Source organism: Polynucleobacter sp. HIN8 (genome assembly GCF_030297615.1).
GTDB lineage: Bacteria > Pseudomonadota > Gammaproteobacteria > Burkholderiales > Burkholderiaceae > Polynucleobacter.
Window position 1 is genome coordinate 306619 of record NZ_AP028139.1, and the last position, 24143, is coordinate 330761.

The following is a 24143-nucleotide window of genomic DNA, read 5'->3' on the forward strand; positions in this document are numbered from 1 at the left end:
TTTCTACGATTTTACACATATGAATAATAAAATTTTTGAAGACTTATTTGTTCTTGAGATGGCCAGCAACCATCAGGGAAGTGTTGAACGAGGGCTAGACATTATTAGGAGTTTTTCTAAGGTTGTTCGTTTTAATAATGTGCGTGCTGCAATTAAATTACAATTTCGTGATATTAGTAATTTTATACACAAAGATTATGTTGGAAGAGAAGATATTCGATATGTAAAGCGTGTTTCTGATACGCGAATGAGTAAACAAGATTTTGCTGTTTTAGTCGATGCTATAAGAAAAAGTGGCTGCATTCCCATGGCAACCCCTTTTGATGAAAAGTCAGTTGACTGGTGTGTAGAGTTTGATATGCCAATCATTAAAGTAGCAAGTGCTGATAATAACGACTGGACTTTGTTAGAAAAAATTGCATCTACACGTCGTCCAATTATTGTATCAACTGGCGGCATGACACAAAAAGATATGGATGATTTGGTTTTATTCTGTGAGCACCGTGCAATTCCCCTTGCTCTTAATCATTGTGTTGCAGCCTATCCACACGAGGACTCTGAATGCGAGCTTAATCAAATTGATTTTCTTAAAAATCGGTATCCTGGTCTCGTTATCGGATATTCATGTCATGAATATCATGACTGGTCTTCATCAATTCAAATTGCCTATGCAAAAGGTGCCCGAACTTTTGAGCGTCACGTGGATATTAATGATGATGGATTTGAAGTGGCAACGTACTCTTCCTTACCTAGCCAAATTGATATTTGGTTCAAGGCTTGGCATAAGGCGGTTGAAATGTGTGGCACTTCGTCAACACAACGACGAAATTTTTTACCTCGAGAAATAGCATATCTAGATTCATATGTGCGTGGTGTCTACGCAAAATCAGATTTAAATATTGGCGATCTTCTTACCGAAGATAATTGCTACTTAGCTATACCTTTGCAAAAGGGTCAGGTTTCGAGCAGAGAGTTAATGCTTGGAAAATATGGTCATAAGATGCTTGCCCCATGTTCAAAAGATTCTCCAATCAAAATTGACGCATTGGACACTCCATATTCAGGAAATCCTGAATTATTAAAGACTTTTAAAGAGCGTGGTTTATAAAGTTTATGGCCAGTCTCTTGGTGATTGGCGGATCCGGTTTTTTTGGAAAGTCAATACTTGATGCCTACAATAGGGGATTATTAGATTCATGGGAAATTCGCTCTATTAAAATTATAGCCCGACAAGCTAGCTATCTGAGAAAAACGGATCCAAGCTTAATTGGGCCTAATATTGAGCTAATAGATCAAGACATTAGTTCTTGTAAAATTTTGCCACCGGCTAATTATGTAATTCATGCTGCTGCATCCACAGATGCAACTCGATATGTATCGATGGCTAAAGAAGAAAAAGAAAATATTTTGTCGGCAACATTGAACTATTGCCAATTAGCAAAAGAATTTCATAAAGAAAGTAAAATTGTTTATGTAAGCTCTGGTGCTGTATATGGCAAACAGCCGGCGAACGTAAATAAAATCGCGGAAAATTATGATTTTGGCCTAATTGAAAATTTAGAACCAGTTAAGCAAAATTATGCTGCTGCTAAAAGAGATGGGGAAAAATATGTCCAAGCTCTTGGAGCCCTTGGGTATAAAGTTAGCATCGCAAGATGCTTTTCTTTTATTGGGCATTATTTACCTCTAAATCAACACTTCGCAATTGGAAATTTTATACGAGATGGATTGAAAGGGAAATCTATCGTTGTCAATGCAAGACATCAAGTTATTCGAAGTTATATGTATGCGGATGATCTAGTCATCTGGTTGATGACAATTGCAAATATAGGTAATTCAGCATGCCCTATTTATAACGTAGGCTCTAGTGAAATTATTGAGATAAGAGAATTAGCTAAAATGATTGCTGAAAAGTTCAATGTTGAAGTGATAACTCATCCAACATTAATTCAAAGTCAAGTTGATCGGTATATCCCATCGATAGAAAAGGCAATAACTCAACTTAATATTAGTCTTAAATATAACTTGGATTCCGCATTAAATTTGACGATAAAGTCTTTTCTTAAATTTTAAATCATTTGTAGTTATTGAAAGTTTATAAATTTAAAACTATCGAAATATTTTCATAGAAAAATCTATTGATGTTATTTGAATTTAACATAATAATTTTTTAAAATATTTACTATAAATAATATGGCGCCTATTATCTCAGTTTGTATTCCAGCATATAATAGGTCTAAGGTTTTGCCTGCCCTTTTGGATTCAATATTAAATCAAAAATTTTCTGATTTCGATATCGTTATCACAGAAGATTGTTCACCTGAGCGAAAATTAATATCTTCAATTGTTGCTAAATATCAGTGCAGCTTTGGTAAAAAAATTAAGTATTTTGAAAATGAATACACATTAGGTTACGATGGAAATTTGCGACGCCTCATTCAGCTTGCATGTGGTGATTATGTACTTTTCATGGGAAATGATGATTTATTGGCTCCTGGGGCACTTCAATCTATAGCAACAGCAATACAAAATGAGAAAAAAAATATTGGTGTAGTCTTGCGAAGCTATTCTTCTTTTACGGAAAATCCTCAAAAATCTGAACAAATATTTCGCTATTTCGATGAAGATCGAATATTTCCACCTGGTTCTGATACAGTAGTAACTTTCTTTCGGCGTTGTGTTTTTATTTCTGGCATGGTATTTAAAAGAAGTTCTGCAGGAAAGATTTCAACATCAAGGTTTGATGGTTCTTTGCTTTATCAACAGTACTTAGCTGGAAGGATTTTATTCGAGGAATCCGGTATTTATCTAAATAAAATTATTTCCTATCACCGATTGGGTGGTATACCAGACTTTGGTGTTAGTGAGGTTGAAAAAAATAAATTTATTCCAAATCATCAAACACCAGAATCTTCTGTTCATTTTATTCGTGGAATGATTAGTATTGCAAATTCTTTAAACGAATATTGCGAAAATAAGGTGAGCCACCGAATACTGCGGGACATTGGTAATTATTCTTATCCAATTCTGTCGATACAGTCAGAGCGATCGTCTAGAATATTTTTTTGGTATTTTTGGCAACTGATGAAGATAGGATTATGGAGGTCCCCACTATTTTTTATATATGCAGTATGTTTGCTTGTATTTGGATCAAAAAGGTGCGATTATTTTATATCTAGGGTAAAAATTAAACTAGGAAGATCGCCAATATTAGGCAACATATATGCAGGAGAGCCAACTGGAGGGAGTTCCTCTAAATGTCAAAAAAGTTAATTGTTCGCCTAAAAGGTGGATTGGGTAACCAGCTTTTTTGTTATGCAGCTGCAAGAAGACTTGCTTGGGCAAATCAGGCTGAATTGGTTATAGATAATCTTACAGGGTTCCAATATGATCATCAGTATCAACGTAAATATGCATTAGATGCATTTAAAATATCTGCGCGGATTGCAACACCTAAGGAGCGGATGGAGCCTTTAGGGCGAATTAGACGCTATTTCGCACGTAAAATTGCAAATTATCAACCTTTAAATAAGCAGCGTTATATTCATCAGGTTGGCATCAAATTTGATCCAGACATTCTATCGTTAAATCTCCAAGAGGGATCAACATATTTTGATGCCTTTGGCCAGAGTGAGCTGTATTTCAGTGACATTTATGATTTAATTAAACAAGATCTTGGCATGGCCGCACCATGCGATCAAAATATCTTAGATCTACTAAAAAAAATTGAGAAAACCGAATCAGTTGCGATTCATATTCGCTGGTTCAATCCCAATGATGTTGGTCACAAAGCAAATATCTCATTGGTCTATTATGCCAACGCTATTTCTTTTGTGAAAAAAATAATCGCCAATCCCCACTTTTTTATATTTTCAGATTATCCTGATTTAGCAGAAATAAAACTATCGCCTTTGCTGCAAAAGAGGTCTTATTCAGTAGTTAAGCACAGTGTCGCCACTGAAAAATCATTGACAGATTTTTACATAATGAGACAGTGTCGCCATTTCATCATTAGTAACAGTACATTTGCATGGTGGGCAGCCTGGCTAGGAGAGAAATCCAATCCAATGAGCCATATCATTGCTCCGGGTCAAACGTTAGATCCAAATTCAAACGTTACTGCATGGGGTTTCCCAAAGCTCATTCCGGAGCGCTGGATAAAGTTATGACTACTGAAGTTCAAAGTGTTGATGTCATCATCCCAGTGTTTAACGGGCGTAACACCATTGAAGCATGCATTAACAGTGTATTAGCTCAAAAAGGAAAAGTGATTCAAAAAATCATCGTAATCGATGATGGGTCAAGCGATGATAGCGCTCTAATTGCAATTAATTTTAATAATCCTTTAATAAAAGTTATTAAAACAACAAATCAGGGTGTTGCTAACGCTCGCAATCTTGGCATTAAATATTCGACAGCCAAATGGATTGCATTTCTTGATGTTGATGATCTATGGTTGCCCGATAAACTATTTAAACAACTTCATCTTGCAAAGCATTTTGACGTTAAATTCGTTTGTTGTGCAGTGAGCACGCAATTACATCTAAAGTCTAGTTTAATTTCTGCAAGGACATTGGCACGAGGAAATTTTATTGCAACAAGTTCAGTTTTGGTTAGACGTGATTTGTTGCAACAAATCAGCCCTGTCTTTAACTCAAAAATGTCATTTGCCGAGGATTATTTAGTATGGCTAAAATGCTTAACAATAAGCCCCGGATATTATTTATCAGAAAAGCATGCAGAGTACATATTATCTGATCAGCCGCGATATCGATTAAATCAGATTTTAAATAATTTGTTAGTAGTTAATATTGAGTACACTAAATTCTTAATTAACATTAAATTACCGCTAGTAACAAAATTATTGTTAGAGCTTTCGGTGGCTTTTGGAACATTAGTTGCAGTGATCAGTATCTTTAAACGATTCATCTCTTTGAGAAAATATGAGTAGTAAACGTCAACAACAATCGTTAGAACTCTCATTTTTAATGAGGATTTTTCTAAAACTTGGTTTTGAAAATTTTGCATGGGCGTGTCGAAGACTTTATTGCCCGGTACCAAAATCCGCATTAGTTCTCGAAGTTGGATCTGGGGGTAGTCCGTATTTTCGAGCAAATGTGTTAATAGACGCCTATGAAGAAACTCGAGAACGCCATTGGGCACCGTTTATAAAGGATAGACCCTCTGTTTTAGGATATGGCGAATCCCTTCCATTTAAAGATAAGATTTTTGATTTTGTAATTGCTTCGCATGTTTTGGAGCATTCCTCAGATCCAGAAAAATTCTTAAACGAACTTCAACGAGTTGCTAAGGCGGGTTATATTGAAACTCCAGATGCATTTATGGAACGCATTAATCCGTATTGGGATCATCGCTCGGAAGTTACAATTCGCGATGGGGTATTACTTGTTCGCAAAAAGTCCATGTGGCAACAGGATTCTGAGTTAGTTGAGTTATACGAAAGTCGAGCAAAATCACTAATTACTCAATCAGTAATTCCAAAGTACCCCTTTATTTTTCATACTCGCTTTTATTGGAAGGATCACATTCCTTATGTCATTCAAAATCCAAAAGTGGATTCCAGCTGGGATCCCCCCCGGATAGCTCAAACCACGCAATTACACAATTCAATGCGAGCAAAATTAGGACGACTAGGTTTATGGTTTGCTAGGGCATTTTTTTCACAAAGAAAAAGAAATAAACAACTCCAATTAATTAACTTATTACTTTGCCCATCGTGCCGATCAAGTCAGTTAGAGATGAAAGAAAATGAAATTATTTGTAATGGCTGTAGCAAGCAATATCATGTCACTCATGGAGTTCCGAATATGATGAATACATAATGATCACTACCTATCATTTTTTATTAGATCACCGGATTGGTGGTCCACATGTTTACGTAAAAAATATTGCTAAAGAATTAGCTACTCACATCAAAACTGTGATCGTCTCAACTGGCAACGGACCAATTACCGACATTAGTTTGATTAATTTACGTCACACAAATAAATGGCTATATCCCCTCGAGATTATTGTCAATGTTTTACTTATTGTATGGTTGGCACTAAGTAAAAAAATTGAAAAAAATTCAGTTTTTTGTGTACATGGATCTGCAAATATTGCACCAATTATTGCTGCACGGGTTCTATCATATCGAACAATTTGGTATATCCATGAAACTCTGAATAACTTTAAATTTTTAACTAAAGTTGGTAAACATATTGTTCATAATGGTAAAAATAAAACTGTAGTGGTGGCTAACAGCGCAAAGAGAATATACCAGTTAGAAGATGCAATTTATATTCCATCAGGGATTGATCCGAATTTCTGGTCTGATGCAAATCCAAAAAAAAATGCCAATACCACTATTAATTTACTCGCAATTGGGAATATCAACCCCTTAAAGGGATTTGATGTTTTAATCGGAGCACTGGTAGATATAAAAACAAGTTTTCGGCTAAAAATTGTTGGCGCTAGACTAGAAACATATGCTAAATATTCAGCATATATTGAAACACGAGCAAAAGAAATCAATAGTCCTGAACGAGAAATTATTTTTTTAGGTTGGCAATCCGATAGTCAAATCAAAACGCTACTTGAGTCCACTGATATTTATATCTTATCTTCACGTAGTGAAGCGTGCCCAATATCTTTATTAGAAGCAATGGCAAGTGGGTGTGCTTGTATTGCCACTGATGTAGGTGATGTAGCTCAGATTGTTTCGAATAAGCAAACGGGGCTGATAATCTCCCCAGAAAATTCACAAGAAATTCTAAGAGCGATAAATTTTATGATCGAGCTGGGTCATGAGAAACGATATAATATGGGTGAGTTAGCAAAAAATCATGTTATAAAAAATTTTTCGATTGCTAATCTCGCAAAACAGCATTTAAAACTTTACCAAGACCTTTTATAAATCGCAAAAAATATGATTATTTTAGGTATTAATGCCTATCATGGTGATTCTTCTGCATGCTTAGTGATAAACGGAATGTTAATGGCTGCTGCGGAAGAGGAGCGCTTTTCAAGAGTAAAACATTGGGCCGGTTTGCCAATTCAAGCTATCGCCTATTGTTTAAAAGTTGGCAATCTATCGCTTTATGAAGTTGATGTAATTGCAATTAATCGAAATCCGCAGGCTCATCTAGTTCGTAAGTTATTGTATGGAATTCAGGCTAGACCGAATTTTGCCCGTTTAGTTGACCGGATACGTAATCGTAAAAAGTTAAAAAGTCTAGGGGATGAACTTGCCGCTAGTTTTCAACTCGAATCATCAAGACTTGATTCTAAAATTCAGTATATTGAGCATCACTTAGCACACTTAGGAAGTGCATTTTTTGTTTCACCCTTTGATGAGGCTGCGGTTATCTCGGTTGATGGATTTGGTGATTTTGCAAGCACTCTTTGGGGGATTGGTAAGCAACATGAAATCGCTATTAGGGAACGCGTTTTTTTCCCACATTCCCTGGGCATCTTTTATCTTGCTATTACTCAGTATCTTGGATTTAATCAGTACGGCGATGAGTATAAGGTCATGGGGTTAGCTCCCTATGGAGAGCCCACAGAACTTCAAGCAATGCGAAATATTGTCACTCTTGGGCCCAATGGTTCCTTTTCGCTTAATTTGGATTATTTTCAACACCATACAAAGGGTGTTGCGATGACTTGGGAGGGTGGTGAGCCTAAAATAAGTCAAATCTTCACAGAAAAGTTAGAAGATATGCTTGGGCCAAAACGACAAAAAGATGAAGCGCCAAGTCAAAACCATAAAAATATTGCAGCTTCTGCGCAGTCTATGTATGAAGAGGCTTTTTTTCATCTTTTGAATTATGTTCAGGAAAAAACTGGGCAATTTAATTTAGCTTTGGCCGGTGGCTGCGCCCTGAACTCAGTTGCTAACGGTAAAATTTTTTCGAATACTAAATTCAAAGATGTTTACATTCAATCTGCAGCAGGTGATGCAGGCGGTGCGATTGGAGCTGCATTTGTCGTTTGGAATCAGCTTTACAAAATGCCAAGAAACTTTGTTATGGAGCATTCTTATTGGGGCCCAGATTACTCCAATGCTGAAATTAAGAAATTAATTGATAAAAATTTAAGCCGATTAAGCGTTAATGAGTTTTCAATAAGTCACATAACCTCAGAAATTGATATTACCAAATTAGTTGCCAAGGCGATTAGTGAGGGAAAGGTGATCGGTTGGTTTCAAGGCAGAATGGAATGGGGGCCAAGAGCATTAGGTAATCGAAGCATCTTAGGAGACCCACGCCGTGCAGATATGAAAGATATATTGAATTTAAAAATTAAGCGCCGCGAATCATTTCGGCCATTCGCTCCCTCAATTCTGCGAGAACATGTCGGGGAATGGTTTGAGACCGATTATGATGTCCCATTTATGATGCAGGTATTTCAAATTAATGAGGAAAAGAAAAAATTGATCCCTGCAGTCACCCATGTCAATGGCTCAGGTCGTTTACAAACTGTCCGAAAAGAGCAAAATAATCGTTATTACAATTTGATTAACTCATTTTACGAGTTGACCGGAGTGCCAATTTTACTAAACACCTCGTTTAATGAAAATGAACCAGTGGTTTGTCAGCCCGAGGAGGCGCTCAATTGTTTCTTAAGAACCAAAATGGATATTTTGGTTATGAATGATTATGTCATTGAGCGCAAAGTCTAAATTGAAAATATCCATCATTACAATTTGCTATAACAGTGCAAAAACAATTGAAAGAACAATTCAATCTGTTATTTCTCAAACTTATCCAGCTATTGAATATATTATTATTGATGGTAAGTCATCCGATAAAACTTTAAATATCATTGATAAGTATAGTTCTCATATTTCTCAACTAATTAGTGAGTCAGATGATGGAATTTACGACGCAATGAATAAAGGACTACAAATTGCAACTGGTGATATTTTATGTTTTCTAAATTCAGACGATATCTATGAATCTAATAAAACGATTGAAAGAGTTGTAAAGCGATTCCATGAGAATCAAATTGATGCGCTATTTGGCGGAGTTTCTTTCTTTCATAAAAGTAATCCCTCGAAAGTTTCTCGAGTGTATAAATTTGACAATTTCAATCTAAGAAAATTTTCGTTTGGTTGGATGCCCGCACATCCTGCAACATTTATTAAAAAAAAACTTATTAGACAAAATGGTTTATTTGACACATCTTTTCAAGTTGCGGGAGATTTTGATTATCTTCTACGCATGTTCAAAAAATTAGAATTTAACTATGAATGCTCAAAAGATATTTTGGTTCGAATGCAAATGGGTGGAGTCAGCAACCAAAATTTAGCAGCGAAAATAATTCTTAATAAAGAAATTTTGTTTTCATGTAATAAAAATGATGTCGAAACGAACCTTCTAAAGATACTATCCCGTTATCCATTTAAATTATTAGAATACCTCATTTAGTAATTTTTTAGTCGATCAAAAATTAAGGAAATCCTGAACCAACCTATTTTTTAATACCACTCCAAAAGAGAGGATTTTTGATAATCTTCATCTTTAATGAGTGCTACCTATAGCCAAAAGACAACGTCTTATACATGAGCAAATCGTCACCTTATTGCGTAAAATCGATGTGTTAATTAGCAATGGCAAAACACTAGCCCAGGCCTGTATGGAAGCGGGAACGGTCGCGTAAAGTTACTACCAGTGGCGTAAGATCTATGACGGTATGCAGGTCGATCAAGCGAAGAAGTACAAAGAACTTGAACAAGAAAACACTCGACTCAAGAATCTCGGAGCGGACTTATCGTTACGCGAAGTGATGCTTAAGGAAGATATTAAGGGAATCTTCTTAGCCCTTCTAGGCGTAAAAATGCCGCGCAGTTGCTCATGGATCGGTATTGCATCTCTGAGCGGCTTGCCTGTTGTTTAGTAGGGCACTCCAGATCCGCTTACCGCTATTGCCATTACCAAGAAGTGACGACGGGCCTCTACGAGCTGAGGTCATCCGCATGGCCGGCACCTATGATCGGCATGGTTACCGCTTGATATCCAGCATGACTTGTGACGCCGGTTAGGGACAGGTTACGACCTTCAAGGTCGCTCGTATATGGCAAGAAGAAGGCTTAAGATCCCGCACAAGCAAACGCCTAGAGGCAGACTTTGGTTGAAAGATGGTAGCTGTATGAGACTGCGAGCCACTTAACCAAACCATGTGTGGAGTTACGATTTTGTTCTCAATAAAGACGCGTATGGTGGCAAGATCCGCATGCTTACCCTAATCGATAAGTTCGGCAGAAAATGTTTAACCATCTATTGCGCTAGACGGATTGGATCTGCTCAAGTCATTGAGCAGTTAGCAAACACCATGATCGCCAATGGCATCACCGAGTTCATCCGCAGTAATAATGGCCAGAGTTCATTAACAAAGAGCTACGCAGTTGGTTATGTGGCATTAGCGTGAAGAGCGCGTACATTGAACCCGGTAGCCCTTGGGAAAATGGCTTTTGTGAAAGCTTTAACGCCACCTTTAGGGATAACCTTCTAGACGGGGAGATCTTCTACAGTCTTAAGGTAGCCCAGATAATCGTCGGGGAGTGGGTTAAGCACTATAACCATGTCCGGCCCCATAGTGCTTTAGGTTAGAGACCACCAGCACCGCAAACCCAAGTACCCCAATTAATTATGGAAAATTCTCTTTGGTGGTGGATATAAATTAACAGCTGTTCATGCGTGCAGACTGAAAAAATTCATCAATATCAAGATGATTTGCATTTATGGGAAGATATTTGCCATTAAATACATACTTTGCAGTTCGGAATTTCATAAGAGATGTTATTTAAAAGAATCTAATGAAAGTAAAAGCAAATCGATGTGTCTTTAGAAGTTATATGTATGCTGATGACTTTGTGCACTGGTTAATGACAATTGCAAATTCTTCAAATCGTGCAAACGAAACATATAACGTAGGATCGAGTCAATCTGCCTTGCTGCATGATTTGGCTATATGACTAGCCTTAGGATATAAAACCAACTGTAAGGTGCAAGCAATAGAATTTAGTAAAAAAAATAGATATATCCATTCTGCTGAAAAGGCGTTCAGTCAGTTAGGCCTTGGATTGACTTACAATTTGTAAGATTCAATAATAGTGACAATTAGAATTCTTGATAGAAAATAGCATGCCACATCCAAATTATCACTTCTATATTCCGAATTATACAACCATATCAAATGGAATTGTGATTTTGTGGGAGGCTGCGTATGAATTTAGCAATCATCGACCTGTATCAATTAGTTCTTTTCACTACGGGGAAAAGTTTTGTGCGGTTCCGGAGAAATATAGAAAACTGATAAAACCGCACGAGTATCATAATAACTGTATCGTTGTGTATCCAGATTGTGTGGCGGGTAACCCGCTTAATTCAAGACTTGTAGCAAGATATCTGATGGCTAAGCCTTTTATACTCAACAATACATGGTTTGAGTACGGACAAAATGAATTCGTATTTGCATATTCTAACGCAGTGAATTCAGCGATGCCGCAATACAACTTGATAGACCCAAATTTAATTACACTTCGCAAATATAAAACAACTAAAAAAAATAACACTCTCTGCATTTATATGGGTAAATGCAGATTTGGATTGAATTTTAAAAAATATATTTCATTATTAGACAAGTTCGACGAGTTCGTTATCATTACACGCACAAACCCAAGCAAAAGGGAGATACTTTACGAATGTATAGCTAATTCAAAGTTGCTATTATCATTTGACCCACTTAGTAGTATATGCTATGAGTCAACATTGTTGGGAACACCTGTTCTTCTTGGTGATTCTGTATTTGAAGCTGAATACAAGAATTACAACTATCCACTATACGGTTTCAACTATTCTGCTGATGAAATAGATTTTTATAAAGATGAATTTTACTACCATGCCACAGATTGTCTTGATGAACAAATATCAAAAAATACTGATAAAACAATTAATATTATAAATAAAATTGAGTCTGCGATGATATACAAGAAAGATATGCTACCAGATCTGTACGACATGAAGTTATCAGATTTAAATTTTTTTAATGATGTATGGAAATGCTCCCCTATTTATAACTGCACAACCAAAAATTCGATTTTTCGATATCATCTTATCTGCAATAGACCCATTCTATATGTATTCTTATTACAGTTATTTCGATTTAAACTATGCTTTATTTCTGCGATTAAGGCGATTATTTTTTATTTTACATGGAGCAATATAAAACGAATGATGCTGATTTATCTGGGCTTGTCGAACGATATCATTTATTTAAATTATATTAAAAACCCTGGTGTATTTAAAATAAAGATATCGCCTATTAACTGTGAACCAATTGACAATTCTTCTAGTGATGCTATATCAATAAAGAAGCAAACATTGAAAAAACTTTGGAATCTGTAATGTACTTTACATATACTGATTTAGTTGAATCGATTGAATTGGGCGATCATAGAATCAAAAATTATTTCGACACATTTGGATTTGTTGTTATAAAAAATGTGCTATCTAAAAGTGATTTTAAAAATTTGCTTGCTGAATATGATATTCAGTATGCATTAAGAACAAATGAACCGTCTCCACTAAAAATGCTTAAAAACGCATTGTGGCTTGATGGTCCCAAACGATTTGGAATTAGATACTCGCTTAATAGAATATTTAAAAGAGGTGCGATGCGGTTTTTGCCTAACTTTGTTGATGGCTCTAACTTATACATGGATTATTTCTTTTCTGAGCGTTTTAGACGTGTATATTCATATTTTGCTGGTGAAAACTGGTTATATCTCGGTTCGGATGGAAGTAATTTCATAACCACTAGTTTTCCATGGCACAGAGATTGGTTCACAAAACTGCAAATATTAAAGTGCAATTTCTACTATAATCCGCTACCTTTTATTGGTGGTAAGTTTATGATCGTGCCTGGAAGTAATTTTGCGAATGATACCTACGCACAATTAATTCAGAAATGCATGAGTTGGCCAATGCAAAACAGAATGCCAGGTGGCCTCTCGGAAAATGGAAGATTACATCAGGTAGAAAATCCAAGAGATATTTTTCAGCTAAAAAAAAAATCTAATGAAATTGCAATTCCAGCAGTAGAAGTAAAAATTAAAAAAGGAGATGTTGTTATTTTTGATCAGCGTGCTATTCATTGTGTACAAAACAATTTCCCGAAATTCCAAAGAAGGTTGATGACAATATTGCTTTCAAAGAATGCATTTGACTTCCCAGCTAGTCATCCAGATTTGGTTTCACATAGTCGCGACGATTTAATGCAAGAAGTTGTCGATTTAGTAGTCAATGAGAGAAATCATATCGGATGTCCTCCATACGGCGATGCATTGCTCAAATCTAATTTTCCGGGCTCTAACCATTTTGTTAATATCTCTAAGTCAGATGGTTCTGAAAGATTTGACACGGGTCAGTTCAAAACCAGCGACGGCGTTGTTCACAAATACAAAATTGATTTCGACAAATATAATAAAATTGGAAAATTTTATCGTTCATATTATGAAAGTTTAAACAATGATCTTTCTGCTGTGAAAGACCAAAATTCTCAAGATTTCTCATACGCTGATGTTCATCTCGGTATTAATGCACAAAACATTAAGTATTTCGATTACAAATAGTAACTAATTATGAATGACTTTTCTTGGTCGTACACGCTAAGAATCGCATATATCTTAGCGTTTCTTGATATTAAACAGCGCTACAGAAGATCATTTTTTGGACCTTTTTGGATAACCCTTAGCACTGCTGTTATGGTTGGCGCTATAGGTCTTATTTTTGGATCTGTTCTTGGAGCAGATATGTCGGAATTTCTTCCGTTTCTAGCATTGGGTTTGATCTTTTGGGTCTATATATCTGGAATCCTCCAAGATTGTACCGTTGCATTTATTTCATCCGAAAACCTTATCAAACAGGTAGCTTTGCCTCTTTCTGTTTACATTTTCAGAATAATATTTAGGAATGCATTAATACTTATACATAATCTTTTGATACTGCCGTTTGTCTACTTAATATTAGGAAAGCAGATCGACTCAATGATCATATTATTTATCCCGCTTTCATTTATTATCGTGACAATCTTTCTCTTCTCAATTGGCACTATTTTAGCCGTTTTGTGCACCCGTTACAGGGATTTACCACAGGTTGTGGCGAATATTATGCAGGTCTTTTTCTATTTAACACCTATAGTTTGGATGCCAAGCCTCAAACCTTCGGAAATTGTAAGCTATGTTTTGCAATTTAATGTTTTTAACTATGTGTTGAGTGTACTAAGAGATCCATTTTTGGGTATCAATCCAACTTCTAAAACGATAATTCTTTCTTTAATTACATCATTTTTTTTCTTTGTTGCATACCTAATGCTCAAAAAATACAAGCACAGGGTTGTTTATTGGCTATAAATGGCTACTTTGACTTTAAAAAATGTTTCTGTTGACTTTCCAGTCTTCAGCTCGAAATCTCGATCATTTAAGCAAAGGCTTCTCTCACTATCAACAGGAGGAAGAATAATCGGCGATACATCTACTACTGTCATTAGGGCGCTAAGCGAACTAAATTTGAACATAATTGACGGAGAGCGTGTAGCTTTAGTTGGCCATAACGGGTGTGGTAAGACTACTTTGTTACGCGTTTTGAGTGGAATTTACACACCCTCATCAGGTAGCTATCACGCAAATGGACGTATAAGCACTTTAATTGATATTACACTTGGGATGGATTTTGAACTTACTGGTTTGGATAACATTCACCTGCGAGCGACTTTGATGGGTTTGACTGTCACTGAGACAAAGTCACACCTAAGTGAAATCATAGAATTTTCTGAGCTCGGTGGTTTCATTAATTTTCCTATGCGAACTTACTCATCTGGGATGCAGATGAGGCTAGCATTTGCTGTTTCTACAGTTCTTCAACCTGAAGTTTTATTGATGGATGAGTGGCTTTCTGTTGGCGATGCTTCATTTGTATCTAAGGCTGAAACTAGATTAAAGTCAGTAGTTGATGCAGCTAATATTTTGGTTATAGCTACCCACTCCCCTGGTCTTGTAGAAGCAGTATGTAACAGAGTCGTTTGGCTTGAACATGGGGAAATTATTGCAGATGGAAAACCATCCGAAATTTTGAAGCATGTATTCTGTTAACTGAGATTAACCGCTGAAAGTTGTAATGGTTAGCCTGTTGGATAGTTTCTAAGTATTAAGTATGAAGGCATAGTACATACGCTGCTTAGAGAATAGCACTGAAATAGAACTTTGCGGGGGAGGGCTTACTGTAGGATGATGACCTTGCCGCCAATCGATGCTGTTGTTTAGATGCCTTGCTTTTGGTAATTCAAGCATGGGGTAGGGTATGGTGGCGAGGTAATTGTTAATTCAAATATTTTTATTTTAACCTGGTTGGCTGTAAGCTGGTCAGGTGCAGTTCCTGTAGCCGTTGAACCAAGTAAGCTATCTTTTAATATTGATGTGGATCTCATAGAGGCTGCGATTATTCCTCGTACCCGTGCAATTATTACAGTTTATTTATGTGGGCAACCAGCAGAAATGGATGCGATCAATCAAATCGCTGATAGGTATGGTTTGATGATGCTAGAGGATGCTACGCAGGCTCATGGAGCGCGTTATCAAGGATGTAGGACTGGTGGTTTGGGACAAGCTACCAGCTTTAGTTTTTATTCTGGTAAGAATCATGAGAGATTTGTTACGCGCAGGGATATCTTCTCTCTCTCTGCAATAGCGTTCTGCGATGAGCTGGTTATCAGGCTATGCCCTGGTTCTGATATACGTTCCACTTCTTTTTAAGACACAGGGACTGTGGCTTCTGGCCAAATAACTCTCACGATGAATAAGGTCAACATGACTAGCGTGCTAGCCGCTGCATGGATGATTGGTCGGTTGCCGACAATCTCAACTTATGTTGTAACGCAAAAATTTATTGAGGTTGATACGTTATTCAATAAGTCATTGTAGATTTCAATAGCCCTTTATGTTTTGTATGCTTTCGCGATAGTGGCTCTAAGACTTTTATTGTCTTATACTATGCAAATAGAGTGTTTTGTTGTTACTAGAGACATTAGTTCTATTCATTGGCATCAGACCTTATCACGCGTCTGGTTTGTCGGAGTTATATATAGGCTCATTTGAAAAAACTAACGCTGAAAGCTTCAATAATCTTTGCAGTTGTAACGGTAACCCCTTAGGTTATGATTGCGCGTTGGAGTAATTGTGGCATTGTCTGGTAAGTGTTTTTTCTCAATGTTCTGTTGACTTTGCCCGTTACTGCATATCTGCACATTAAACTTCGCCAAGAATTGTAGTCTGAATGAGCACTGATCAATCACCGATATTAAGTATCGCAATTCCTACTTGGAATAGAGCCACTTATTTGGCGGAAACACTGAAGCAGTTAACTAGTGAACTGCGATCTGTGAATCAACCTACGGTTGAGATTCTAGTTTCTGATAATGGATCAACTGACAAAACATCCGAAGTTATTGATCGTTGCCATCATGAGGGGTTGAAACTAACGTCCATAAGAAATTCTGAAAACATCGGTAGCGATGCCAATATTGCTCAGTGTTTCAATTTGGCAAAGGGAAAGTATGTGCTTATCCTTGGTGATGATGATGTATTCGTAGACGGGGGGCTTAAGGCACTGCTCGATTTGTTGGAAAAGAATGATTATGGTGTTGTTTGTATGCGTAGCTATAGTTTCGATAGCGATTTTAGTAAGGAACATCCTGGCGGTGAGGGTGCTCCGCAGTTCTTCGAGAATGTAGATAACTTCTTCAAAAAGCTTGGTCCGCTTATTACTCTCATCTCGGTTTGTGTGATCAACAAAGAGCTGTTACCAGACGTTGATGCATCAGTATTTTGCGGTAGCAACCTGGTTCAGGTGCATCTCGTTGCACGAGCTGCCATCGCAGCCAAGCGTAATGTTTTCTTTAATAGGTATCTGATTGCCTGTAAACGAAATAATAGTGGTGGTTATAGCTTTAGCAAAATTTTTGTAGCTAATTTTTTTGGTATCATGGAAACGTATATAGGATCACGTTTTACAGAAAAAGGTTTGAAAAATCTCGAGTCGCGGATGATGCTAGGCTTTTATCCATTTTATTTATATAAAATGCGAGTGTATGGTGATAATGAATTAACAAAAAGAGATCGTTTGATTTATGAGAAGCGCTTTAAAGGGCGCTGGCAATATGAAATGGTTTTGGCTCCTATCTTAAGCTGGCCTAGACCGTTTGCTGTTTTCTGGGGGGCGCTCTCGACGTTACTAGGACGGATAGCGCAAGGTGACTTCAGGAGAGGGTGTGCTTTTGCCATTAATAAAATGCGACAAGCTTTGGGCGCTGGGTCGGAGGTCTGACTGGTTTGAATAATTCTAACGTTTCTGTTTCGCTCGTAAGCCACGGTCATGGCGATATGATCTGGAGCCTTGTTGATAAGTTGGTGGAGTGTCATGAAGTTTCTCAGATCATAGTGACGTTGAATATTCCCGAGAGTAACCCTGCCAATTTGCATAGCAAAGTCGTTTTGGTGAGGAACGAAAAGCCCCTTGGGTTTGGTGCTAATCACAACAAGGCCTTTAGATTCGCAAATGGTGGTTATTATTGCGCCATCAATCCTGATATTGAATTAGTTTTTAACCCCTTTCCCCAACTTATAAAGGTATTAGGAGATCCTAATGTGGGTTTAGTGGCGCCAGTTGTGATTAACTGTAGTGGTTTAAGCGAAGATAGTATGCGATGCTTTTTAACGCCATTGGCTATGGTAAAGCGCGTCTTAAGAATTGACATGGGGGTCTATTCAGATCACCATGGAGTTGGCGTTCTTTACCCGGATTGGGTGGCGGGTATGTTCATGCTGTTTCAGTCAGAGGTCTATGCCAAAGTGCACGGGTTTGATGAACGGTATTTTATGTATTGTGAAGATGCGGATATTTGTACCCGATTGTGGAAGACCGGGGTCATGGTAGCCGGATGTATGTCAGTCAGTGTAATTCACAATACTCAGAGGGCTGACCGTCAAAGCTTCAAGTATTTATATTGGCATTTGCTCAGTATGATCCTATATTTTTGGCGTCATTCATGGTCGCTGCCGGCCAAACGACAACTTTAAAAAAATTGCGGCGGAACAAAGTGCCAGCTAATTAAAAAGTTAAATTCTCTGGATGACCGAGCAAATTTACAAAATGAACCCATATAATGGGTCGGAGTAGGTAAACACGCTAATACCCCTTATCAGGCATAGTTAGATAAGCGTAGAGTATGGAAGAGGCCTTTGAGGGTTATTGGAGCGCATGACGTTTGAGCAGTAAAAACTGCAGACTATGTGACCGGTTTACACTGCTTTGTAATGGTGGGTCGGGCGAGACTCGAACTCGCGACCAACGGATTAAAAGTCCGCTGCTCTACCGACTGAGCTACCGACCCAGTAACGATTGACTTGCTTTTGATGGTATTTGCAAGAGATTTGCCAAAGAAAGACTATTTTTGTAGTTCTTCTTCAAGCAAAACTAAGATTATAGCAAGATGTTGGGACTCTACCTCAAGGCCGATTTAGGGCGGATTGGGAGTAATTAACCTCGCCTAGCTACTGGGGGATTTTGGGCAAAGTACTCCTTGATTCCTGCGAGGATCGCATCTGCGATTCGCTCTTGGTAGGTCTCGTCATTGAGCTTTTTTTCCTCTTGGGGATTGCTAATAAACGCGGTCTCAATGAGGATCGAGGGGATGTCTGGTGCCTTGAGAACTGCAAATCCAGCTTGCTCGACCCGATTTTTATGCAAGGGTGCAAAACTGCCAATATTTTTAAGGACCGAGCCCCCCACCTTGAGGGAGTCATTAATTTGCGCAGTCGTTGACATGTCCAGGAGCAGGTGGGCAACCTGGCGGTCCTTGGTTTTGATGTTGATCCCGCCAATGAGATCTGACGCATTTTCCTTGTTCGCCATCCAGCGCGCGGCGGAACTCGTCGCTCCTTGTTGTGAGAGGGCAAACACCGATGCCCCTTTGGCATGGGGCTGGATAAACGCATCCGCATGAATTGATACAAACAGGTCAGCCTCCACTTGACGGGCTTTAGAGATGCGGCGATGCAAGGGCACAAAGTAATCACCATCGCGGGTTAAGAAGGGACGCATTGCATCTTCTTGATCAATTTTGCTCTTTAGGCGCTTGGCAATCGAGAGCACGATATTCTTTTCATGGGAGCCTCGCGCACCAATTGCTCCCGGGTCTTCGCCGCCATGACCGGGATCGAGCGCAATGGTCACGAGGCGTTTAAAGGGAATGCGTTGCGTACTCGCAATCGGTGGAATTTGCTCTTTGCCTTTATTGATTGCAGCCCCTGCTTTTTTATTGGTAGGGCGCTCCTGGTTGGCAAAGGCGGCAATCGGATCATCGTCTAGTTTGGCTGCACTGTCTTTGCGGGTGGTGGTGCGCTCCTCAGCGAGCAACTTTTCTTTTCTGGCTGACTCTTTCACAAGCTGCATGAGGGGGTCGGGGGGATTGGTGGGGTAGAGATCAAAAATGAGTCGGTATTGATACTCGGCCACAGGCTCTAAAGTAAAGAGTTGGGGTTTGACTGCCTCTTTCAGATCAAACACCAGCCTCACAACAGTGGGCTGAAATTGCCCTACCCGAATTTGGGCAATATAGGGATCGTTGGGCTTGACCTTGGCGACCAGGTCTTTGAGTGTGGGGTTGAGCTCTAGTCCATCAATATCCACCACCAAGCGATCGGGCCCCGTGAGGAGTTGATGGGAGATCGGCAAGGTCTTATCCGACTCCAAAGTAATGCGGGTGTAATCCTCGGAGGGCCAAATCCGCACGCCAATCAGTTTGGCTCCTGCATTGGCATGCACCAATTCACTTTCAGTGAGAAGCACATACAGCACCCCCAAAGTGCCTACGGATTGAAGCCCTTTTTGAAGCGCGCGGCGGCGGTTGGGGTTCATGGATTTAGTGATTTCTGCTACTGATGGATTGAAGAATCGCTTCGCCCTTTACTGTGTTTGCTTCAATCACAACTGTTCTGGCAAGTTCGGATTCCTGTTGATTGGGATGCATGAGGGTGATGGACAGATCCATGGGGGGGAGGGTGTAATCCGCTTTCTCTGGCCATTCGATGATGCACAGTGTCGGGTTCTCCGATTGGGTAAAGTGCTCCAAAAGCCCAGCCTCAACCCATTCTTCTGGACTTTGCATGCGGTAGAGGTCAAAGTGAAAGATGTGCAGCGCTTCGTTGGGTAAATCCAAAATATGCTCTTCACATAGACTGTAGGTTGGGCTTTTGACTTTGCCCCCATAGCCCATGGCTTGTAAGAGGTAGCGCGTAGCGGTGGTTTTGCCAGCCCCCAAATCCCCATCGAGGCTGATAAAAAGCGATTGTGGTTTTTGGGGAGCGGGGGCATAAAACGCCAGGATCGCATTGGCGAGTATTCGCACCGCCTCTGCAGTGGCCCTCTCATCTTTACAATGAATAGTATGGTTTTTTGCCAAACGTATCTTGATCTCGTGCGTTCAAACCCATTTAGGGATCGATTCTAAATTGCCTATGCATTCTCACGTATTTTCGCAAGAATTGCACCCCCAATGGGCAGAGTTGCGCGTCTGGCTTAATACCCGTGCCAAGCAACTGGGTTTTAGTGAGGTGCGCATTACCGATACGGATGTCCACGATTCCCACCCCTACTTATTGCAATGGTTAGCGCAGGGTCGCCATGGCCAAATGAACTATATGGAGCGCCACAAGGATCTACGCGTTGAGCCAAGCGCCTTGCAAGCAGGCGCCATTCGCAGCATTTGCCTCACCATGCCCTATTTGAGTGAGATAACCCCCTCCTCAGCAGGGGACGTTCTCAGGCATGAAGAAGAGCGTCTTTTGAAGAGCGATCAAGCAGTGGTTTCGCTCTATGCCAGAGGACGCGATTATCACAAGGTGATACGCTCACGACTGCAAACACTTGCGACTGAACTTGAGGAAAAAATTCAGATTCTGTTGGAGGGATTCAATGATTCTTCATCTTCCTGTAGTGAGCCATTGCAGTACCGCGTCTTTACAGATTCTGCACCGCTCATGGAAGTGGAATTAGCGCGCAAGGCGGGGTTAGGCTGGCGTGGCAAACACACTTTGCTGCTGAATCGCGACTCTGGGTCCTTGTTCTTCTTAGGAGAAATCCTAATCAATATCCCTTTGCCCGTTGATACGCCAGTAGAGGCGCATTGCGGTTCATGTCAGGCCTGTATGGATATTTGTCCTACCCAGGCGATTACGGCGCCATACCAATTGGATGCGAGGCGTTGCATTTCTTATTTAACGATTGAGCATCGCGATGCGATCCCAATCGAATTTCGTCGGGCGATGGGTAATCGCATCTATGGGTGCGATGATTGCCAGCTGGTATGCCCTTGGAATAAATATGCTCAGCTATCGACCTTACCGGATTTTGCAGAGCGTAACAATTTAGGTGTCGCCTCTTTACTAGAACTATGGGGCTGGAGCGAAGCGCAATTTACCGAGCGCCATGCGGGTAGCGCCATTTTGCGCATTGGCTATGAGCGTTGGCGACGCAATCTTGCTGTAGCTCTTGGTAATGCCTTGGCCTCTGATCTCGATGAGGAGATCAAAAGGATTATGCGTGAGCAGTTGTTATGCGCTTTACCGAGCGCGAGTCCCCTGGTCGCCGAGCATATTACCTGGGCACTCAATCAAGAGATCCCATGCGATACCCCCAGGGTTGGACCGTTAAAATAGGTGTGATTCATCATGAGTACACCATCCACCAATCCGAATGATGCATTAAAGAGACCCACCGAGGATCCTTCTGATCGCATCGCGACGGAAATGGATTGCCCAGAGTCGTATCAGAGCTTGCATCAGGGTGAGATTGCATCGTCACTCGATCACACTAAAACAGCTCGGTTTGGCACTACGACCGATGCGTTCTGGGGTGGGGTACGCGATGGTCGTGGCGCTCCTGCCATGGTCCTATTTGCCGGGATGGTGGGCTTTGGGGCGATGGGGCGCACTAATGGGTTTGATGTGTGGTTTACCACGGCAACCAGCTTTTTGATGTTTGCGCTACCTGGTCAGATTGTGATGTTGGAGATGATCTTGTTAGGCGCATCATCGCTTACCATTGCGGTTGCGACCTCGCTCACGGCTACGCGCTTTGTCACCATGACCGCTACCCTCTTTCCGATGCTTCATGTGCGTGACCGCAATAAAGCTCTTTATGCCAAAGTGCATCTCTTGGCCATGACGGCTTGGGCGGTATCCCTCAAAGAGTTTGCGACTATCGAACCCAAGTATCGCCTGAGTTACTTTTGTGGTTTGGGCTTACTGTGTTGGCTGATTTCCATTCCGGGAACGGTGGTGGGATTTTTAATTGCTGGTAGCGTACCGATGCCGATTACCTTAGGCCTCATTTTTATTAATCCCCTCTTTTTCTTACTGACATTTACGGAAATTAAGGTTAGTGGCTATCGCCTAGCGATCCTCTTGGGTAGTATTGCAGGCCCCATCTGTTATTTGATGGATCGTGATACGAGCTTACTCACTGCGGGATTGATTGGCGGAACTCTCGCCTACTGGATTGATCGCAAATGGATCCGACGCTATGACCATGTGAAAAGAGGAGGGGTCTAGTGGAGGCAATCTCAGCCAATTTAAATAGCGCCTTTGCAATTCAGCAAGGTATGTGGGAGTGGCTAGCATTGATTGCAGCCTCGATTGGTACCTATGTCTGTCGGGCCCTAGGTGTGATGCTCTCCGGTCGCGTGAGCCAAGATAGCGAGTTCTTTCGCTGGCTCTCGGCCGTGACCTATGCGATGGTGGCTGCACTCACCATTCGCTTGATCTTCTTACCCGTTGGCATGCTATCAACCGTGCCGCTTTATTTAAGGCTGATTATTTGTGCGATTGCAGTTGGGGTGATGCTCATCAATCCCAGTCGCCGCCTTGTACCCGCTTTATTGATCGGTACGCTTTTAATGGTTGCCGTTGGGATTGTGTAAACGTTCTAGTACAACCGAAACCACGTAGGCGTTTGAAAGCGCACAATGGAGCGATACAAATACCAATAGGTCACAATAAACACAACCGCCACGATTTGCAGCGCCAGGGTTGAATCAAAGAAAAGGATAGAGGGTATGGCATTCATGACCACCAAAATCCATAAATACGGCGCAGTTCTGGCATTACGGTCGGCCGCAGAGAGTTGTGGGTTGACATTTCCGATGACGCGGCGGTAAATCAAGGTATGAAAATGAATCGCATCGGGCTGCCCCGGACTTTTATTCTGGTGAATAAGACGTCGGTAGATTGAGAATAAGGTCTCAAAGATCGGATAAATATTGATCGTGAGCGCAAACCAGGGCGATACGGCCGCATTTCGTTCGACCAGTAGGATCGAGAGTAGCGCAATCCAAAAGCCAATGAGATACGCACCGCCATCGCCTAAAAAAATGAGACCACGCGGATAGTTCCACAGAAAAAACCCGGCAATCGCTGCAAGCATGCAAAGCGACAGCTTAAAAATTACCAAATCATTTTGCTTAAAAGCAATATACAGAATGGCCCCCAGGGTGATGATTGCAATCATGCTAGAGAGCCCATGAAAGCCATCAATGATATTGTAGGCATTAGCAAGCCCTGTCATAGCAAAGCAGGTGAATAAAGTGGAAATGAGGGTAATGCTCAAGAGTTGATTGAGAAGATGGATATCGAGCGAAGTGATAGACGTTGGAATTGCGTAAATCGCAATGAGAGCACCAAGTGCAGTAAACGCTAATCGCTTTTGAACCCCAATATTCTTTTTCAGATCTTCAATCAGGCCAATACCAAATACCGAAATGCAGCTCACCAGAATCGCTGCGATCAGGCTAAAGAGTTGATCTTTAAATGCAATAAATAGGCTGCCCGCGATTAGGCCGGTTGCAATACTGAGTCCACCAATACGGGGTACCGAGCGCGTATGGATTTTTTGGGGGCCTGAGAACTCATGATCGCCACTCAGATGCCCGTGCAGGTGCTGGTACCGAATCAGCAAAAAAGTGACCACAAATGAGACGCAGAAACTGATTAAAAGCGTATTCATGAACCCATTCTAACGGAGTCCAAT

24 protein-coding genes, 1 tRNA gene and 1 pseudogene are annotated in these 24143 nt (G+C 40.2%); 22 read left to right on the forward strand and 4 right to left on the reverse strand.

Annotation, left to right across the window (positions count from 1 at the left end; translation table 11 throughout):
• Positions 1-19 precede the first annotated feature (19 nt).
• The 19 genes and pseudogenes from QUE65_RS01660 to QUE65_RS01745 all read left to right on the forward strand — a co-directional run bounded on the left by QUE65_RS01660 (position 20) and on the right by QUE65_RS01745 (position 18136).
• On the forward strand, positions 20-1108 hold the full coding sequence (locus tag QUE65_RS01660) for an N-acetylneuraminate synthase family protein (RefSeq protein WP_286281449.1): 1089 nt from the start codon (positions 20-22) through the stop codon (positions 1106-1108).
• Positions 1109-1113: 5 nt separating this feature from the next.
• On the forward strand, positions 1114-2073 hold the full coding sequence (locus QUE65_RS01665; RefSeq protein WP_286281451.1) for an NAD-dependent epimerase/dehydratase family protein: 960 nt from the start codon (positions 1114-1116) through the stop codon (positions 2071-2073).
• Between the two features lie 120 nt (positions 2074-2193).
• Positions 2194-3273 (forward strand): glycosyltransferase family 2 protein, encoded by a 1080-nt coding sequence (locus QUE65_RS01670; RefSeq protein WP_286281452.1) that lies wholly within the window; start codon positions 2194-2196, stop codon positions 3271-3273.
• Positions 3258-4169 (forward strand): alpha-1,2-fucosyltransferase, encoded by a 912-nt coding sequence (locus QUE65_RS01675; protein WP_286281453.1) that lies wholly within the window; start codon positions 3258-3260, stop codon positions 4167-4169. Before QUE65_RS01670 ends, QUE65_RS01675 begins: the two co-directional genes overlap by 16 nt.
• Entirely contained in the window at positions 4166-4951 is a 786-nt protein-coding gene (locus QUE65_RS01680; protein WP_286281454.1) for a glycosyltransferase family 2 protein, read from the forward strand. Before QUE65_RS01675 ends, QUE65_RS01680 begins: the two co-directional genes overlap by 4 nt.
• On the forward strand, positions 4944-5843 hold the full coding sequence (locus QUE65_RS01685) for a class I SAM-dependent methyltransferase (RefSeq protein WP_286281455.1): 900 nt from the start codon (positions 4944-4946) through the stop codon (positions 5841-5843). Before QUE65_RS01680 ends, QUE65_RS01685 begins: the two co-directional genes overlap by 8 nt.
• Positions 5843-6916: a glycosyltransferase family 4 protein gene (locus QUE65_RS01690; RefSeq protein WP_286281458.1), complete on the forward strand. Its 1074-nt coding sequence runs from the start codon at positions 5843-5845 to the stop codon at positions 6914-6916. The genes QUE65_RS01685 and QUE65_RS01690 overlap by 1 nt, the downstream gene beginning before the upstream one ends.
• A 12-nt stretch (positions 6917-6928) precedes the next feature.
• Complete coding sequence (locus tag QUE65_RS01695) at positions 6929-8683, forward strand: carbamoyltransferase family protein (protein WP_286281459.1); 1755 nt, start codon at positions 6929-6931, stop codon at positions 8681-8683.
• The gene (locus tag QUE65_RS01700; protein WP_286281461.1) at positions 8661-9431 is read left to right on the forward strand and encodes a glycosyltransferase family 2 protein; all 771 of its coding nucleotides are present in this window, start codon (positions 8661-8663) and stop codon (positions 9429-9431) included. Before QUE65_RS01695 ends, QUE65_RS01700 begins: the two co-directional genes overlap by 23 nt.
• A gap of 244 nt (positions 9432-9675) precedes the next feature.
• Positions 9676-9900 (forward strand): annotated as a pseudogene (locus tag QUE65_RS01705) (hypothetical protein); the annotation flags it as partial.
• A gap of 282 nt (positions 9901-10182) precedes the next feature.
• Complete coding sequence (locus tag QUE65_RS01710; protein ID WP_286281462.1) at positions 10183-10431, forward strand: hypothetical protein; 249 nt, start codon at positions 10183-10185, stop codon at positions 10429-10431.
• A complete protein-coding gene (locus tag QUE65_RS10365) occupies positions 10428-10613 on the forward strand; it encodes an integrase core domain-containing protein (protein WP_353506668.1) in 186 nt (61 codons plus the stop codon). The genes QUE65_RS01710 and QUE65_RS10365 overlap by 4 nt, the downstream gene beginning before the upstream one ends.
• A gap of 534 nt (positions 10614-11147) precedes the next feature.
• Positions 11148-12410, forward strand: a complete 1263-nt coding sequence (locus QUE65_RS01715) for a hypothetical protein (RefSeq protein ID WP_286281463.1) — start codon at positions 11148-11150, stop codon at positions 12408-12410.
• Positions 12410-13636: a phytanoyl-CoA dioxygenase family protein gene (locus QUE65_RS01720; RefSeq protein WP_286281465.1), complete on the forward strand. Its 1227-nt coding sequence runs from the start codon at positions 12410-12412 to the stop codon at positions 13634-13636. The genes QUE65_RS01715 and QUE65_RS01720 overlap by 1 nt, the downstream gene beginning before the upstream one ends.
• Before the next feature lie 9 nt (positions 13637-13645).
• Positions 13646-14416, forward strand: coding sequence for an ABC transporter permease (locus tag QUE65_RS01725; protein WP_286281466.1), 771 nt, complete (start codon positions 13646-13648; stop codon positions 14414-14416).
• Complete coding sequence (locus QUE65_RS01730; protein WP_286281468.1) at positions 14417-15154, forward strand: ABC transporter ATP-binding protein; 738 nt, start codon at positions 14417-14419, stop codon at positions 15152-15154. It begins immediately after the preceding gene.
• A 255-nt stretch (positions 15155-15409) separates the two neighbouring features.
• Positions 15410-15814 carry a DegT/DnrJ/EryC1/StrS family aminotransferase gene (locus QUE65_RS01735; protein WP_286281469.1) on the forward strand — a complete coding sequence of 135 codons (405 nt, stop codon included), beginning with the start codon at positions 15410-15412 and terminating at the stop codon, positions 15812-15814.
• A 520-nt stretch (positions 15815-16334) separates the two neighbouring features.
• On the forward strand, positions 16335-17384 hold the full coding sequence (locus tag QUE65_RS01740) for a glycosyltransferase family 2 protein (RefSeq protein ID WP_286281473.1): 1050 nt from the start codon (positions 16335-16337) through the stop codon (positions 17382-17384).
• 5 nt (positions 17385-17389) lie between these two features.
• The gene (locus QUE65_RS01745) at positions 17390-18136 is read left to right on the forward strand and encodes a galactosyltransferase-related protein (protein ID WP_286281475.1); all 747 of its coding nucleotides are present in this window, start codon (positions 17390-17392) and stop codon (positions 18134-18136) included.
• 238 nt (positions 18137-18374) lie between these two features.
• Here QUE65_RS01745 and QUE65_RS01750 read toward each other — a convergent pair.
• From QUE65_RS01750 to tsaE, 3 genes are all read right to left on the reverse strand, one after another.
• Positions 18375-18450: transfer RNA gene (locus QUE65_RS01750), tRNA-Lys, on the reverse strand.
• Positions 18451-18596: 146 nt separating this feature from the next.
• The gene (locus QUE65_RS01755) at positions 18597-19976 is read right to left on the reverse strand and encodes an N-acetylmuramoyl-L-alanine amidase (RefSeq protein WP_286281476.1); all 1380 of its coding nucleotides are present in this window, start codon (positions 19974-19976) and stop codon (positions 18597-18599) included.
• 4 nt (positions 19977-19980) lie between these two features.
• Positions 19981-20520, reverse strand: a complete 540-nt coding sequence (gene tsaE, locus QUE65_RS01760; RefSeq protein WP_286281477.1) for a tRNA (adenosine(37)-N6)-threonylcarbamoyltransferase complex ATPase subunit type 1 TsaE — start codon at positions 20518-20520, stop codon at positions 19981-19983.
• A gap of 55 nt (positions 20521-20575) precedes the next feature.
• Here tsaE and queG point away from each other — a divergent pair, with 55 nt between their 5' ends.
• From queG to QUE65_RS01775, 3 genes are read left to right on the forward strand one after another with little or no spacing between them, the layout of a single operon-like run.
• Positions 20576-21775, forward strand: a complete 1200-nt coding sequence (gene queG, locus QUE65_RS01765; protein WP_286281479.1) for a tRNA epoxyqueuosine(34) reductase QueG — start codon at positions 20576-20578, stop codon at positions 21773-21775.
• A gap of 12 nt (positions 21776-21787) precedes the next feature.
• Positions 21788-22669, forward strand: coding sequence for an AzlC family ABC transporter permease (locus tag QUE65_RS01770; RefSeq protein WP_286281481.1), 882 nt, complete (start codon positions 21788-21790; stop codon positions 22667-22669).
• The gene (locus tag QUE65_RS01775; protein ID WP_286281482.1) at positions 22669-23037 is read left to right on the forward strand and encodes an AzlD domain-containing protein; all 369 of its coding nucleotides are present in this window, start codon (positions 22669-22671) and stop codon (positions 23035-23037) included. Before QUE65_RS01770 ends, QUE65_RS01775 begins: the two co-directional genes overlap by 1 nt.
• 5 nt (positions 23038-23042) lie before the next feature.
• Here QUE65_RS01775 and QUE65_RS01780 read toward each other — a convergent pair whose 3' ends face one another.
• Positions 23043-24119: an MraY family glycosyltransferase gene (locus QUE65_RS01780; RefSeq protein ID WP_286281485.1), complete on the reverse strand. Its 1077-nt coding sequence runs from the start codon at positions 24117-24119 to the stop codon at positions 23043-23045.
• Between the last annotated feature and the right edge of the window lie 24 nt (positions 24120-24143).

Bases quoted from the DNA above. Each gene is read 5' to 3' on its own strand.
- QUE65_RS01660 (WP_286281449.1), top strand. From the start codon at position 20: ATGAATAATAAAATTTTTGAAGACTTATTTGTTCTTGAGATGGCCAGC.
- QUE65_RS01665 (WP_286281451.1), top strand. From the start codon at position 1,114: ATGGCCAGTCTCTTGGTGATTGGCGGATCCGGTTTTTTTGGAAAGTCA.
- QUE65_RS01670 (WP_286281452.1), top strand. From the start codon at position 2,194: ATGGCGCCTATTATCTCAGTTTGTATTCCAGCATATAATAGGTCTAAG.
- QUE65_RS01675 (WP_286281453.1), top strand. From the start codon at position 3,258: ATGTCAAAAAAGTTAATTGTTCGCCTAAAAGGTGGATTGGGTAACCAG.
- QUE65_RS01680 (WP_286281454.1), top strand. From the start codon at position 4,166: ATGACTACTGAAGTTCAAAGTGTTGATGTCATCATCCCAGTGTTTAAC.
- QUE65_RS01685 (WP_286281455.1), top strand. From the start codon at position 4,944: ATGAGTAGTAAACGTCAACAACAATCGTTAGAACTCTCATTTTTAATG.
- QUE65_RS01690 (WP_286281458.1), top strand. From the start codon at position 5,843: ATGATCACTACCTATCATTTTTTATTAGATCACCGGATTGGTGGTCCA.
- QUE65_RS01695 (WP_286281459.1), top strand. From the start codon at position 6,929: ATGATTATTTTAGGTATTAATGCCTATCATGGTGATTCTTCTGCATGC.
- QUE65_RS01700 (WP_286281461.1), top strand. From the start codon at position 8,661: ATGTCATTGAGCGCAAAGTCTAAATTGAAAATATCCATCATTACAATT.
- QUE65_RS01715 (WP_286281463.1), top strand. From the start codon at position 11,148: ATGCCACATCCAAATTATCACTTCTATATTCCGAATTATACAACCATA.
- QUE65_RS01720 (WP_286281465.1), top strand. From the start codon at position 12,410: ATGTACTTTACATATACTGATTTAGTTGAATCGATTGAATTGGGCGAT.
- QUE65_RS01725 (WP_286281466.1), top strand. From the start codon at position 13,646: ATGAATGACTTTTCTTGGTCGTACACGCTAAGAATCGCATATATCTTA.
- QUE65_RS01730 (WP_286281468.1), top strand. From the start codon at position 14,417: ATGGCTACTTTGACTTTAAAAAATGTTTCTGTTGACTTTCCAGTCTTC.
- QUE65_RS01740 (WP_286281473.1), top strand. From the start codon at position 16,335: ATGAGCACTGATCAATCACCGATATTAAGTATCGCAATTCCTACTTGG.
- QUE65_RS01755 (WP_286281476.1), bottom strand. From the start codon at position 19,976: ATGAACCCCAACCGCCGCCGCGCGCTTCAAAAAGGGCTTCAATCCGTA.
- queG (WP_286281479.1), top strand. From the start codon at position 20,576: ATGCATTCTCACGTATTTTCGCAAGAATTGCACCCCCAATGGGCAGAG.
- QUE65_RS01770 (WP_286281481.1), top strand. From the start codon at position 21,788: ATGAGTACACCATCCACCAATCCGAATGATGCATTAAAGAGACCCACC.
- QUE65_RS01780 (WP_286281485.1), bottom strand. From the start codon at position 24,119: ATGAATACGCTTTTAATCAGTTTCTGCGTCTCATTTGTGGTCACTTTT.